The 13,247-nt window shown below is 45.7% G+C and carries 14 protein-coding genes; all 14 read left to right on the top strand.

Annotated elements, in window-relative coordinates; all coding sequences use genetic code 11:
- Nucleotides 1-11 precede the first annotated feature (11 nt).
- Entirely contained in the window at nucleotides 12-2,228 is a 2,217-nt protein-coding gene (locus M2125_RS10315; protein ID WP_076024250.1) for a malate synthase G, read from the top strand.
- A 77-nt stretch (nucleotides 2,229-2,305) separates the two neighbouring features.
- The gene (locus tag M2125_RS10320) at nucleotides 2,306-2,797 is read left to right on the top strand and encodes a hypothetical protein (RefSeq protein ID WP_280742928.1); all 492 of its coding nucleotides are present in this window, start codon (nucleotides 2,306-2,308) and stop codon (nucleotides 2,795-2,797) included.
- 32 nt (nucleotides 2,798-2,829) lie between these two features.
- Nucleotides 2,830-3,516: a dienelactone hydrolase family protein gene (locus tag M2125_RS10325; RefSeq protein ID WP_280742929.1), complete on the top strand. Its 687-nt coding sequence runs from the start codon at nucleotides 2,830-2,832 to the stop codon at nucleotides 3,514-3,516.
- Nucleotides 3,517-3,543: 27 nt separating this feature from the next.
- On the top strand, nucleotides 3,544-4,041 hold the full coding sequence (locus tag M2125_RS10330) for a hypothetical protein (RefSeq protein WP_076024092.1): 498 nt from the start codon (nucleotides 3,544-3,546) through the stop codon (nucleotides 4,039-4,041).
- A gap of 181 nt (nucleotides 4,042-4,222) precedes the next feature.
- Nucleotides 4,223-5,569, top strand: a complete 1,347-nt coding sequence (locus M2125_RS10335) for a tyrosine-type recombinase/integrase (RefSeq protein WP_280742930.1) — start codon at nucleotides 4,223-4,225, stop codon at nucleotides 5,567-5,569.
- Nucleotide 5,570: 1 nt separating this feature from the next.
- Nucleotides 5,571-5,972, top strand: a complete 402-nt coding sequence (locus M2125_RS10340; RefSeq protein ID WP_280742931.1) for a hypothetical protein — start codon at nucleotides 5,571-5,573, stop codon at nucleotides 5,970-5,972.
- Nucleotides 5,973-5,998: 26 nt separating this feature from the next.
- Nucleotides 5,999-6,151 carry a hypothetical protein gene (locus M2125_RS10345; protein WP_216264116.1) on the top strand — a complete coding sequence of 51 codons (153 nt, stop codon included), beginning with the start codon at nucleotides 5,999-6,001 and terminating at the stop codon, nucleotides 6,149-6,151.
- A gap of 214 nt (nucleotides 6,152-6,365) precedes the next feature.
- The gene (locus tag M2125_RS10350; RefSeq protein WP_280742932.1) at nucleotides 6,366-9,023 is read left to right on the top strand and encodes a hypothetical protein; all 2,658 of its coding nucleotides are present in this window, start codon (nucleotides 6,366-6,368) and stop codon (nucleotides 9,021-9,023) included.
- The gene (locus tag M2125_RS10355) at nucleotides 9,020-9,313 is read left to right on the top strand and encodes a hypothetical protein (RefSeq protein WP_280742933.1); all 294 of its coding nucleotides are present in this window, start codon (nucleotides 9,020-9,022) and stop codon (nucleotides 9,311-9,313) included. The genes M2125_RS10350 and M2125_RS10355 overlap by 4 nt, the downstream gene beginning before the upstream one ends.
- A 52-nt stretch (nucleotides 9,314-9,365) precedes the next feature.
- A complete protein-coding gene (locus tag M2125_RS10360; protein ID WP_280742934.1) occupies nucleotides 9,366-9,851 on the top strand; it encodes a hypothetical protein in 486 nt (161 codons plus the stop codon).
- 212 nt (nucleotides 9,852-10,063) lie between these two features.
- The gene (locus tag M2125_RS10365; protein WP_216228474.1) at nucleotides 10,064-10,345 is read left to right on the top strand and encodes a hypothetical protein; all 282 of its coding nucleotides are present in this window, start codon (nucleotides 10,064-10,066) and stop codon (nucleotides 10,343-10,345) included.
- Nucleotides 10,346-10,537: 192 nt separating this feature from the next.
- Nucleotides 10,538-12,007 carry a sensor histidine kinase gene (locus tag M2125_RS10370; protein WP_280742935.1) on the top strand — a complete coding sequence of 490 codons (1,470 nt, stop codon included), beginning with the start codon at nucleotides 10,538-10,540 and terminating at the stop codon, nucleotides 12,005-12,007.
- 80 nt (nucleotides 12,008-12,087) lie between these two features.
- A complete protein-coding gene (locus M2125_RS10375; protein ID WP_280742936.1) occupies nucleotides 12,088-12,714 on the top strand; it encodes a response regulator transcription factor in 627 nt (208 codons plus the stop codon).
- 96 nt (nucleotides 12,715-12,810) lie between these two features.
- The coding region (locus M2125_RS10380; RefSeq protein ID WP_280742937.1) for a POTRA domain-containing protein at nucleotides 12,811-13,247 on the top strand (437 nt) is incomplete at its 3' end.

The raw sequence follows: 13,247 nt of genomic DNA on the forward strand, positions 1-13,247 counted from the left end.
AGGCTTACAAAATGACTGCACGCACAACCTGTAATGGTCTCCAAGTAGCAACTCCTCTTTATCGCTTCATTGAAGATAAGGTCCTCCCGGGTACCGGCATTAAAAGTGCTGATTTCTGGAAAGGATTTGATGCGATTGTTAAGGATTTAAGCCCTAAGAATGAAGCGTTACTGCTTAAGCGTGATCGCATACAGGCTGAGCTCGATCAATGGCACAAAAGTAATCCTGGTCCCATTACAGACATGCCTGCTTATCGTCAATTTCTGAAAGAAATTGATTACCTCGATGAGGTCCCAGGAAAGGTGGTGGCAGACACCAAAAATGTGGATGATGAGTTAGCTCTCCAAGCTGGACCACAGTTAGTTGTGCCGGTATTAAATGCACGCTATGCATTGAATGCGGCTAATGCACGCTGGGGCTCTTTGTATGATGCCCTTTATGGCACAGATGTTATTTCTGAGGATGATGGTGCCACCAAAGCTGGTACTTACAACCCGATTCGTGGCGCAAAAGTCGTTGCATATGCACGTAATTTTTTAGACCAAGCAGCGCCATTAGCCAAAGGATCGCATCGTGATTCAGTAGCGTACACGGTTGATGGTAATAAATTGGCAGTTCAATTAAAGGATGGTAGCTCTACTGGTCTTGCTGATGAAAAACAATTCGTAGGCTATCAAGGCAATGCAGATGCTCCCTCATCTATTCTCTTGCGCAACAACGGTATTCATATTGATATTGAGATTGATAAATCTAAAACCATTGGCGCAACCGATCCCGCTGGAGTAAATGATGTTGTTCTTGAGGCTGCACTTTCGACCATTTTAGATTTGGAAGATTCTATTGCGGCCGTGGATGCTGATGACAAGGTATTGGCCTATGAAAATTGGCTTGGCATTCTCAAGGGGACTTTGGTTGAAGAGGTAAATAAGGGTGGAAAGACCTTCACTCGGACCCTCAATCCAGATCGCCAATACAAAGCTGGCATTGGCGCCGTTGCTGCTAAAGATGGTGTGGTGACCTTACACGGGCGCTCACTATTATTTCTTCGTAACGTTGGCCATTTAATGACCAACCCCGCCATCTTGACTGAAGGCGATAAAGAAATTTATGAAGGCATCCTTGATGCGGTAGTTACCGTATTAATTGCCCTGCATGACATTAATCGACCTGCTGCACAACAGATTGGTAATACTCGCAAGGGCTCCGTGTACATTGTGAAGCCAAAAATGCATAGTCCTGAAGAGGTTGCGTTTGCAGCTGAGCTATTTGCTCGTGTTGAACGGTTGCTTGGGCTTCCAGCTGACACTGTGAAGTTGGGGATTATGGATGAAGAGCGACGTATGAGTGCCAACATCAAGGCGGCTATTGCTGCGGCTGGTGCACGTGTGGCATTCATCAATACTGGCTTTCTAGATCGTACCGGTGATGAAATGCACACCTCCATGCATGCTGGCCCAATGATGCGTAAGGGTGATATGAAGACCAGTAAATGGTTATCTGCCTATGAGCGCCGTAATGTATTGGCCGGTCTTGATTGCGGTTTACGTGGTCGGGCGCAAATTGGTAAGGGTATGTGGGCTATGCCTGATTTAATGAAGGCTATGGTGGAGCAAAAAATTGTTCATCCTAAGGCTGGCGCAAACACTGCATGGGTTCCATCGCCCACCGCAGCAACCTTACATGCCTTGCATTACCATCAAGTCAATGTTGCTGAGATTCAAAAAGAAATGGAGAAGTTGGATACGGCTGCACAAGCAGAATCTTTGCTGGATGAGCTATTAACTATTCCTGTTGTAGAGAAACCAAACTGGTCCAAAGAAGAAATTCAACAAGAGTTGGACAACAATTGCCAAGGTATTCTTGGGTATGTGGTTCGTTGGATCGATCAAGGTGTTGGATGTTCTAAGGTGCCAGATATTCACAATATTGGACTTATGGAAGATCGCGCAACTTTACGAATTTCGAGTCAACATATTGCAAACTGGTTACTTCATGGCATTGTTACCGAAGCTCAGGTAAATGAGACTCTGCAGCGTATGGCTAAGGTGGTAGATGGGCAGAATGCTGGTGATGCTTTATACAGGTCAATGATGCCTAATTACCAGGATTCCTATGCGTATAAAGCGGCTAGCGATTTAATATTCAAAGGCCTTGAGCAACCCAATGGCTATACAGAGCCCTTGTTGCATGAATGGCGTCAGGTAGTCAAACAAGCAAACGCAAATTAAATTACATAGCTAGCATTTGCAATAAAGGTGGATTTGTCGAGAGGCAAGTCCATTTTTATTTATTCAATGCATCTTACATGTTCTCATTCTTTAATCCCTTCTCAAAAAGTTGCTCTACATTTGGCTTCCAATTAAATGATGGTGGCCGCCTGGAGGCGGGTTTTAGTGGTGGGGCTGGAGATTGTGTGGTTCGATCTATCGCTATTGCTACTAAGCTGCCATATTTGCGGGTGTATGAAGACCTTCGTCAGGCCAATGAGCAATATGCTCAAAATCGCAATGACCGACTGGCAAAACGATTAAGCGTGACTGGAGCAACTCCTCGCAATGGCAATCACCGCAATGTGTTTCACGACTATATTCTTGCACAAGGATTTATGTGGGTGCCGACCATGAAAATTGGCGGTGGGTGTCGTGTTCACTTGAGGCCAGATGAGTTACCAAAAGGTATCTTGATTGTGAGGGTATCTAAACATCTTACGGCTGTGATAGATGGTGTTATTCAAGATACCCATGATCCATCTAGGTCAGGTAAACGCTGCGTTTACGGTTACTATATTAAAAATTAAATGAATTAAATAATCAAAAAAAGAGGCTATACATGATTCAATTTGAAAGGCCTGATGGGCTGCCTGTAAATGCTTATCTAGCAGAACCAAAGGATCGTGCAAACGCGCCTGGCATCGTTGTCATTCAAGAGTGGTGGGGTCTTAATGATCAAATTAAAGGCGTTGCAGATACTTTGGCTAGTGCGGGCTATAGAGCTTTGGTGCCTGATCTGTATAGGGGTAAATCTGCCCTGGATGCGCATGAGGCCGAACACTTGATGAATGAATTGAATTTTGCTGATGCTGCCGGGCAAGATATTCGGGGTGCTGTTCAGTACCTAAAGGCTACAGGAAGTCAAAAGGTGGCAGTCACTGGATTTTGTATGGGTGGAGCGCTCACTGTTTTATCTTCGTGTAATGTTCCTGAATTAGATGCCACAGTAGTTTGGTACGGATGCCCGCCACTAGAGTATGTTGATGCATCTAAGATCAATACCCCAATGATGGGTCATTGGGCTTTGCATGATGATGCATTTCCAATCAAAGACGTGGACCTTCTTGAAGCCAAGCTAAAAGAGGCGAGGGTAAATTTCAACTTTTATCGCTATGATGCAAAGCATGCTTTTGCCAATGAGGAGGCTGATTCTAAAAACCTTTTCTTCTTAAAGTATGACAAGGCAGCCGCTGTTTTAGCGTGGCATCGCACAATGGAATTCCTCAAACTGCAATTACTGCAATAACCTTAATAGTTACCTTTATTTATTCGTATGCATCTATTTGCTGAAAATCTTGCCGTAGAAATCGGCATTTATTATCGAAACTTGGCTCTAGCCCATGGTGTCATTCCCAAGGTCTTTTCCTTGGTTAATGCGCAAGGCGATCAGTATTTATTCTTTATAGATGATTTGCCTCTAGATGAGCAGGATCAAAATGCATTTTTAGCTTATATAGTTCAGGATCATGATGCCATTTGCTACGCTCGGGGTACGCTGGTTATTTTAGATAACAAGCAACGGTTAATTGAGTATGCCGTTATTGATAAGGACGATCCAGAGGCTATTGTTTGTTCTGCCGAATTAACCCTTGATCTAGATGAAAAGCCTATTGTTTTAAGTGAGTTTGATAAGGCTCTGGCCCCTAAGAAGACTATTTTTTTTAACGGTTTATTTGAGCCAATTTCTCTGTCCCATGACAAGTTGGAGGATTTTCAGGGCCTATGGGAGGAAATGAAGTCGAAAATCCTACATAGAATGATGGATTTGTAATGGAATAACTTCGTATTGGTTTGATTTAGCCCCTGCAAATCTATAAAATGATCATTGCGGTTCTAAAAGCAGTAATTTGGTGCCCAGAAGAGGTACGTGACACTTCCCAAGTAGCCATATAAATCAAGAGTTTAACAGCCATTTCTCTGCGGAATTTATGTAGTTTTATGTAGAGGTTGGCATGCTATTAATTTCCACGCAGAATATCACTGTGAAACTCAAATACTACTTTAACAACAACGGGCAGCACTACTTCCAGCGCTCTATCCCTAGGGCGCTACAGCGCTTTTACGGTGATAAGAAGATCGTGCGCCACAAGCTGCCATCTATTCACTCGCAAATGCTTTTGGAGATGAATCGACTGGCGCATCACTACGACCAGCACTTTAAGGCGCTCAAGAGCGGCCAGGGCGGTACGCCATCCCAAATTCAAGAGCAGGCGGTTGCACTCCTTGCCAGCCATGGCGTACTACCGGGCGCGGCAAACACGCCAGCTAGGGTGCCGGAGGGAATGTATGAATACCCGCACCTAGACTACATTGAGGATTACCTGCGCGATAAGAAGCAGGCAGGAACCATGACCAAGGTCGACGAGCTCGCCCAGCTGCTGCTTAGCAAGCCCATGCCGATCCTCCTGTCTCAGGCGACCGACGTCTACTTTGAGAATCACGAGCACGGCACATCAGAAAAGTTCAAGAAGAACACCCTCAAGCGCTGGAAGAATATCTACGATGTCACCGGTGGAGACATTGCGCTAGCTGATGTGACCCGAGAGATGGCGCGTCGCTACATCAAGCACCGACTAACTACCGTCAAGACGACGACCGTTGAGCGTGAGCTAAAGACTATACGCGCTGTCATTAACAGCGTGATTAAGGAGAAGTCGTTAAATCTTAGTAATAAGTTTGGGCGCCTCACCATCCCGAAAAAGGGCAAGGACAGCGTAGCCCGTAAACCCTTTAGCCAAGACGAATATCGCAAGCTAATAGCCGGCTGCGTTAGCAAGGCTGATGAGATTAGGGTTTTGATCTTAATTTGCTGCCTAACTGGTGTTCGCCCTTCGGAGGCTGCAGGATTGCGTCGTGAAGATGTTTACCTAGATGACGAGTACCCTCACTTTGATGTGGTGGAGTATGGCGGCCGAACCCTCAAGACCAAGAACAGTGTGCGCAAGGTCCCACTCATTCCTGCTGCAGCCAAAGTTCTGGCGCAGTATTTAGAGACCCATACTGATAGCGTGGTCTTTCCCCGGTACTGTGACGGCAATGAGGTCTTAGGCGATAACGTGAGCGGGGCAACTAATCGTTACATTGCATCGTTGGGCATTAGCAAGACCCTCTACTCGGCACGCCACACCGTTAAGACATTGCTCGATCAGGCAGGTACACCAGAGTATCTGGCTGAATCGATTGGTGGCTGGGGTAAGCCATCCATCAGCCGTGGCTACGGTGACGGACACTCCTTGGCCAGAAAATACGCAGCATTACAAAAGGCGCTCACTACGGTGTTGGTTAATGAATCAGAGTGAGATGAGCGCGCTTAGCATCAAAGAGCGGGCAGACTACTTGCGAGAGCGTGGTAAGGCTAGCCCTGCATTGAGGATTGCCAAGACCGCCTTTGACCACGCCTCTAAGGTGCGCTTAAAAAATACCCCAAAGCATCAAATCTTGGAATGGATTGGTAATAATGTCCTAAAAATCGATGAGTGCGAAGATACGGAAGAAAACAAGGAAGAGGCGCGCCTGTTTTGCTTTACGGCCTACGAGTCGGTCCAAAAACGCATCCTCTCGAGCAAGGACGAGGCGGGTGGCAACGCCGCCGGAAACGCCAAGCAGTCGAAGGACGGCTACAAGCGCAAGCTGCCTGTCCACGTCCTGGGTAACGAAAATCGCCTTTACAGCGGCTCCGATGATGATCTGGACTACGACTAAAAATAAATATTCATATTTGGGGCGGATTGACGTCAGCAATATGTAGTGGAAAGTATGAAGAGGTAAAAAGCAGTTTTGTTGTGGCGGCTCAGTGCAGATGGGCCAGCAAGCAGGCAGTGCTTTGTGGTGAGATTCCACATAAAACGGCTCAAGGTCACCGAGATAAGCGCGGTGGCTAAGAGAGAGGGCAGGGGCGCCCACCAACTGCATTATTAAGTTGCGGCTTTGCAGTAAGCCTAGGTGTGACACCGTGAACGGTCCGTGGAATAAGGCCAATCAGAATGTAAGCATGCGGCCCAAGAACTTGGGTGAGAGTGTGCAAAAAACGTATCCATAAGCTCGCGACACAACATCCCAGCCACTAAGGCTGGAATACGCTTTGGAGTTTTCATAATGCATTACACATTCACGCTGCTGAGCAGCGCAAAACCGTCTGTTGTATCTAAAGTCTTTTCCTTAGACGAGCAGGCAAATCTCAAAAAATCAACATCAGCAAATATTGTTCAGGCTAAGTGTGAGCTTAGGTCTGTGGAGAACCTTACGCAGTTTGGCGATCTACTTGACTCTTTGCTCCACAACCAGTGCTTGGTTTACGGTACTGCGCCACAGAAGGTTACTGAGATTGTCACTACCAAGGCCTGGGAGGAGGGTGGTAGGCCAGCCCATCAATCCCCCAGGGCAAAAGAACTATTTGGGTGGCCAGATGGCGGAGGCATCTTAATGCTCGACTATGACGCGCCCAAGGATGGAGCGCGTGCTCACAGTGCGAGTGAAATTATTGCTCAGCTTATTGGCGCAGTTCCAGAGTTAGCTGACGTACAAATTTTGATGATACCGAGCACCTCAAGCTGTCTTTACTACAAGGACCAAGAGCTTGTAGGGGTTAAGGGCATACGCTTTTATATTCTCGTAGACGATGCTCAAGATATTGAGCGTGTGGGTGAGATTATCAACGCACGTCTTTGGCTATCAGGTGTTGGAAGGTACGAGGTCAGCGAGTCGGGTTCGCTTTTGGAGCGTCCACTGTTTGATCAGTCTGTTTGGCAGACTAACCGGATTGATTTTTGTGCTGGCGCAAAGTGTCAGGACGGAATCGAACAGCGCAGGGGCACTCCAAAAATTATCTCAGGCCATAAGCATTCGCTAGACTCCTCAAGCCTTAAGGATTTATCGGCAGCCTTGATGTCACAGTTGCAGATAAATAAGTCTCGCGCTCGAAACGCCGTGCTGGACTTTGCCGACAGTAAGAAATCTGCCTGGGTGTCTAAGCGACTACACGACTACCGCACTAATAACCCACAGTTTGGGGATGCCCAGATACACAATATGGTCTATAGGGCAATTGACCAGAAAGAGCTGCAGGGCGACTGGCGCGTTGTGGTCAAGACTAAGAGCGGCGAGCAGGAGCTAACCGTGGCCCAGCTGCTGGAGAGTCCAGAGGACTTTAACGGCTGTGTGACCCTAGATCCGCTAGAGCCTAATTACGATGGCAGGCGTTTTGTTGGCAAGCTCTTCTTGGGCAGCGCCTTTCCAAATCTTCATTCATTTGCTCATGGCGGCGTTAACTTTAGATTGTTTAGCCGACCTGTCCGTATTGAGATTTTGGACGGTAAAGAGGCGGAGGTGATTGATTCAACTTTAGAGGTGATGCGCAAGGCGCCAAACCTATTTGACTTTGGTGATGTCCTGGTTGAGGTGACCGATGACATGAAGATCAAGTCAATCAAGGAGGCGAACCTTCGCTACATTCTAGGCAAGCTGATTCAATTTGAGCATGATCACAAGCTTAAGAACCCGCCACCAACCTTATGTAAGAGCATCGTAGAAATTGGTCGGCACCTAAAGGCGTTGAAAGCAGTGGTGTCGGCGCCAACGTTACGTCCCGACGGCACGGTTCTGGCAACCAAGGGCTACGACGAGCGCACGGGGCTGCTACTGAGTACCCAGGATGCGTTAGTTCCAGTGCCAGAGTGTCCAACAGAAATGCAGGCCATCAAGGCCCTTAACCTGTTGATGGAGCCATTCAATCAATTCCCTTTTGTGGATGAATTAGCGAGGTCGGTGCACCTAGCTGCGCTTCTAACGGTCGTGGTTCGCCCGTGCCTGCCAACCTCGCCAGGGTTTGCATATGACGCTCCGGTGCAGGGTAGCGGCAAGAGCTTGCTGGCTGGGTGCGTTGAGGTTTTGGGCAGTGGGCGCGAGCCAACGATTTGGCCAGATGTAGACGTCAGGAATGTTGACGAGGTCAGAAAGCGTGGATTTACCGCTATACGCAGCGGCGACAGAACGGTCATCTGGGATAACGTAGTAGGTGAATTTGATTCTGCAGCTTTGGCTGGAATGATGACCTCACAGATGATCAAGGAGCGTTTGTTTAACACGCAAACCGTGCTTGAGGTCCCAAACAAGACGTTAATGATCTTTACTGGCAATAATTTCTCGCCGGTAAATGACATGAGTCGACGGGTCTTAATTTGCCGCATCGACCCGCAGACTGAAAGGCCTCAGGCTAGAAGTTTTGACCTCAATCCAAAGGACGTGTGCATCTTTGATCGGCAGCGTATGGTCTCCGCAGCGCTCACACTCATTCGCTTTTACCTTAACAGTGGCGCCAAGAAGGTAGGGGACACCGGTTCATTTTCAGAGTGGGACACGTTTGTGAGGCAAACGGTGATGCACATTGGAAAAACGATTGCCCCCAACCAGTACGTAGACATTGCCAAATCCATTGAACTAAATCAAGCCGAAGATCCGGAAATGGAAATGCTACTGCAACTCTATCAGGGATGGGTCAAAGCTTTTGGTTCAGATTGGGTAACAGCAAAGCAGGTAGTCGCCAAAGTAACAAACGACTGGTCCGATTCTGAGGCAAAGGATTTACGCGAGGCGTTACAGCAGTTAGTTGGCCCGAACTGGTCCTCACCTAAATCGCTGGGTAAGGCACTTAAAAAACGCAACGGAAGACTAGTGGCCGCTATGAAGCTTGAGTGCCATGGCTCAAATGGGGATAACGCCAAATCATGGCGAATTACTAAAAAGGAGATTGTATGAATCATAAAAATAATCCAATGATTGAATTAAGTCGAGCAGAAACGCAACAGCTTAAAGAGTTGTGGGCGCGTATACGCAATCGTGTTCAAGAGCAGCGCGATAACTTCGTGTGGGTCAGGCTCTGCGCACACCAGGCACGCTTATCTAGAAAGCAGTTGTGGATGGTGGTTTCGACGTTGGCAAACCTCTTGGAAGACCAGCCTATCCCGCTGTTTGTCTACGGATACCTAGACCAGCAGCAATGGGACGCCGGCCTAGAAAAAACAATCAATCCTAAAAATACGGTTTAAACGGTTTAAACGGTTTGTTTATTACTCAAACAATATTTTTAATGAATAAGTTATGAGTATCAAACAAACCCTAAATACCGGTCAAACCTTTACAAATATGAAAGTAAAGAACATGAACAAAAAGACAACAGTAGTAAGCAGTTATGAAGATGTAGACATCTACGGATCAGAAGAGAATTACTCGGTGATCATTGAAATGCTATTTGACTACGGCGACAGCCATGAGTCGATGCGAAGAAGATACTTGGATGCATTGGAGCTGGTTCGGCGACAAGTCTGGCGCAGCTATGGCGAACCCACCTTTCTTGCCTATGAAGATGACATTAAGCATGAATTATTTTTTGAGCTGGTTGAATGTGTAGAGATGAGTACGGATGATGTATTGCGACATCACTGGGATTACGACATGACTCATCGTGAGTTCTTGGAAATGGCCATGCAGCCCTATGGGGCACTCGATTGCTTATTTGAAAACGTAGTGGAGGTCGAACAACACATACCTGATGATTTATTGAGCGATGACAGGATGCTTCACTAACGTTACGCGCGCGAGGGCCTAAGGTCTATCTTGACCCTAGTTTTTGGGGGCTTAGATCGATTGTTCGCAAGTAGGCACACCGCAGAGAAAGCAATGTTCTTGTTTTGATGCTGGCTCTGCGGTTGTCTTAATCAAACAAAGTTAAGGCACCAACAAAACTAACCCCAAAAAGAATGGAAAAAGGGTGTAAATCAACTAAATTAAGGATAAAAATGCCAAATAAACGTACTAAAAAACGCAATCTACTGACTACTAATCTTGAGTTAACCGAGCTTGCTTATGTGCTGCACATCAGTGCAATTCGACTTAGGGAAACCTTATCTGCCATCAATGTTCCCAATGCCTACCGCATCCAAATTAGTCGCAGAGTTCAGTGGATGATTCATCAGGCACAAAGCTTGGGCGGAGAGTTGCAACCAAAAAATCCTAGCGCCTTTTTAACCAAGAAGAGCACTGAATCTATTGGGGATCAGTTGGGTCTATTTGACAGTTAAGAGACTCAAGTTATTTACAATTAAGCCGCCAATCGTCTTCTCGCCAATTAGTTTTGCGTTTAAAGCGCACCTAAACCTTGCCGTCAGAGACCTCGACTGGAGACGCCCAAAGAATCTAGGCGTAAATTTGATGATCTAGAATGTTGATGATAATCATAAATAATCCAAACCGAAAATGAATAGAGAGTAACCATGGAATTAATGAATCAACTGCTGTTTGGAATATTCGGACTAATCCTATTTGGAATATTCTTGACCGTGCAAGTTGATAATCAACTCCATAACTCCTTAGAATCCTCTCTATTCTGGCGATATACAGTTTTGCTGAGAAGCATTGCTTATTTTTTTTGGTTTTTGGTTCCGTTTTTTGGTTCCGTTTGTTTACTTCCTGCAAACTATTTATACATGGCATCTGTTGTGTTGCTTGCTCTCTTCTTAAGCAGTTGGAATGCTCCTATTAAGAGGTCGGTGATGTATATCCTAGCTATTGGCTATGTAATATTTTGCTTTGTGTTCCTTCATTTTTTTCTAAAGGAGAATAGCTTTGTTGCTCGCGTAAATACGGTGGCAGGCACACAAATTCCATTGATGATTTGGGAGTTTTTTTCCATTGCATACTGCCTACGGAAAAAAAGAGATTACGTTGTTGGCATATTAATTTTCTTCTTGGCTTTACAAGTTACCGCCTACTCATTCGGAATAATTACGGTTAATCGGAGCCCTCACTTAAATATACAAAATATCGTAAACGCTGATCTATTGTCCAGCATGATGTCATGGACATCAAATGGGATTAACGTGATAGTTTATATATTGATCAACGCTTACCTTTACCGCAGACTGTGGAAAAAAGAGCGTGAATCAACCTATAAGTATGACATCGAATCAAAAGAGCGGACGAGAATACAAGAGCTTTTAGTTGAGCGCGAAAAATTAGTCTCTTATCTACTGAAGTCCAACAAGACTGCTAGCACCGGCGCTTTAGCTGCATCATTAGCGCACGAGTTAAATCAACCACTTGGCGCATCTCTTTTAAATGCGCAGCATCTTAAATCCCTAATGGACAGAAATGTAGTTAAACTCGATCTAGAAAAGGATATCGTCAATTCTATTGAGGCTGATACAAGAAGAGCGGGACAAATCATTCGCTCACTGCGCGCACTGTTCTCCGGTGATGCGATTACGTTAGAGAGAATTGATTTGATTGGGCTCGTCTATTCAATAGCCCAATTGGTAGAGCCAGAGTGCAGAGGCTCGAATATTGAATTATTAATTGAGATGCCAGAGCGGTGCTACATCAATGCTAATTCGATTGAGATTCATCAGGCCATTCTCAATGTTTTAAATAACGCTATTGAGTCCCTGAAAAGTAAGAACAATATAGAGAAAAAACATATCCTTATTGCCATCAATCTTCAGGGCGAACAAGTCACAATCAATATTAGCGATAACGGTCCGGGTGTTCCTATTGAAAGAGAGCATTCATTATTTGAGTTACTAGACTCACAGAAAGAATCGGGCATGGGCTTGGGCCTTTGGTTGTGCAAACACATCATGACTAGACATGGCGGAGATATTTTTTATAAGCGCGGGTCAAATGCTGGCGCAACTTTTAGCCTCGTCTTCCCCCCCCCAATCCCAGTCGATGATTTGAGGATTTAGCGTATCCCGCGATCGAGGGATATTGATGGGCAGTATGTTTGTCATAATCCGAGAGAGTAATTTTTGGGCAACAAGTAACAATGACCGGTAAAGCTGCAATCCATGATGTTTTGAAACATGTCTTCTTAATAGAGGACGATGCTTCGATGCGAGCTACTTTAACGAGTCTTTTGGAGTTTCTTGGATACCGGGTTTACCCCTTTGCTTCTGCTATAGAGTTTTTAAAGATTCCACTTCACGTTTCGCCAGCAGTAGTTATTACTGATATGCGCATGCCGGATATGACTGGGGTAGAACTACAGGCGGAGTTGATAAAGCGTGGTCGTGAGGTGCCAATTATCTTTATTAGCGCCGAAAGCACTGTTGCACAATCGATTACAGCAATGAAGCAGGGCGCTATTGAATTTTTAGTCAAACCATTTGAGCGAGACGCCCTTTTGGATGCGGTAATCAAGGCTTTAGATATAGATGCTAACAATATGCGCAGCTATGTTGAGCAAAAAGCTTTTGAGGAGCACGTTAAGGCCTTGGCTCCACGGGAGCTTGAGGTGCTTGAATTGCTTGCTTTAGGGTTTAGTAATGCAGAAATTCAAGAAAAACTACAGATTTCACTGTACACAGCCAAGCAGTACAAGGCGCAGGTCAAGCGTAAACTGCACTTGCGCTCGCTAGCCCAGCTCATTGCTTTCAAAAAACGAGCTAAATAAGTCGGTCAGTTAGCCGTAAGGCTAACTCTCGTTCGAGGGATTTTCAGCTTCTAGATTTAGCGTTTTAATGTCTGCTCAATTATTAGAGATAACAAGATGCACCCTCACATTCGCCATTCCATTCAATCTGGCACTGCCGTAAAGCATTCACCATTTAGCGCCCCTGCTTCTGCACGTCGTGCAATTGCATTAGCGGCAGGTTTTTTGGTCTTGAGTGGTTCGGCATATTCACAAGTTGGCCCTGATGCTGGTGCATTACAGCAACAATTACAACGTGAAGTTGACCGCGATCGCCAAAATGTTGCGCCGGATAACCTCATTAAGAAGCCCACAAAACCAAGTAGGCCAAAATCAGGTGACAAAACAATTGAGGTGAGCTCCTTTAAGGTGGTTGGTATTACGCTGATTACGCAAGAGCAAGCACAGGAAGCTCTCAAACCTTTTACTAATCGCCAGTTAACTTTGGATCAAATCAAAGAGGCTGGAGATGCATTAACTAATCTTTACGCTCAGATGGGAAGAATGGCCCAAGC

The organism is Polynucleobacter sphagniphilus (genome assembly GCF_029892205.1).
GTDB classification, from domain to species: Bacteria; Pseudomonadota; Gammaproteobacteria; order Burkholderiales; family Burkholderiaceae; genus Polynucleobacter; species Polynucleobacter sphagniphilus.

What these genes read in the sequence shown, in the direction of transcription:
- M2125_RS10325 (WP_280742929.1), top strand. Translation starts at nt 2,830, where the DNA reads ATGATTCAATTTGAAAGGCCTGATGGGCTGCCTGTAAATGCTTATCTA.
- M2125_RS10355 (WP_280742933.1), top strand. Translation starts at nt 9,020, where the DNA reads ATGAATCATAAAAATAATCCAATGATTGAATTAAGTCGAGCAGAAACG.
- M2125_RS10375 (WP_280742936.1), top strand. Translation starts at nt 12,088, where the DNA reads ATGACCGGTAAAGCTGCAATCCATGATGTTTTGAAACATGTCTTCTTA.
- M2125_RS10340 (WP_280742931.1), top strand. Translation starts at nt 5,571, where the DNA reads ATGAGCGCGCTTAGCATCAAAGAGCGGGCAGACTACTTGCGAGAGCGT.
- M2125_RS10320 (WP_280742928.1), top strand. Translation starts at nt 2,306, where the DNA reads ATGTTCTCATTCTTTAATCCCTTCTCAAAAAGTTGCTCTACATTTGGC.
- M2125_RS10350 (WP_280742932.1), top strand. Translation starts at nt 6,366, where the DNA reads ATGCATTACACATTCACGCTGCTGAGCAGCGCAAAACCGTCTGTTGTA.
- M2125_RS10370 (WP_280742935.1), top strand. Translation starts at nt 10,538, where the DNA reads ATGGAATTAATGAATCAACTGCTGTTTGGAATATTCGGACTAATCCTA.
- M2125_RS10365 (WP_216228474.1), top strand. Translation starts at nt 10,064, where the DNA reads ATGCCAAATAAACGTACTAAAAAACGCAATCTACTGACTACTAATCTT.
- M2125_RS10330 (WP_076024092.1), top strand. Translation starts at nt 3,544, where the DNA reads ATGCATCTATTTGCTGAAAATCTTGCCGTAGAAATCGGCATTTATTAT.
- M2125_RS10335 (WP_280742930.1), top strand. Translation starts at nt 4,223, where the DNA reads ATGCTATTAATTTCCACGCAGAATATCACTGTGAAACTCAAATACTAC.
- M2125_RS10315 (WP_076024250.1), top strand. Translation starts at nt 12, where the DNA reads ATGACTGCACGCACAACCTGTAATGGTCTCCAAGTAGCAACTCCTCTT.
- M2125_RS10360 (WP_280742934.1), top strand. Translation starts at nt 9,366, where the DNA reads ATGAGTATCAAACAAACCCTAAATACCGGTCAAACCTTTACAAATATG.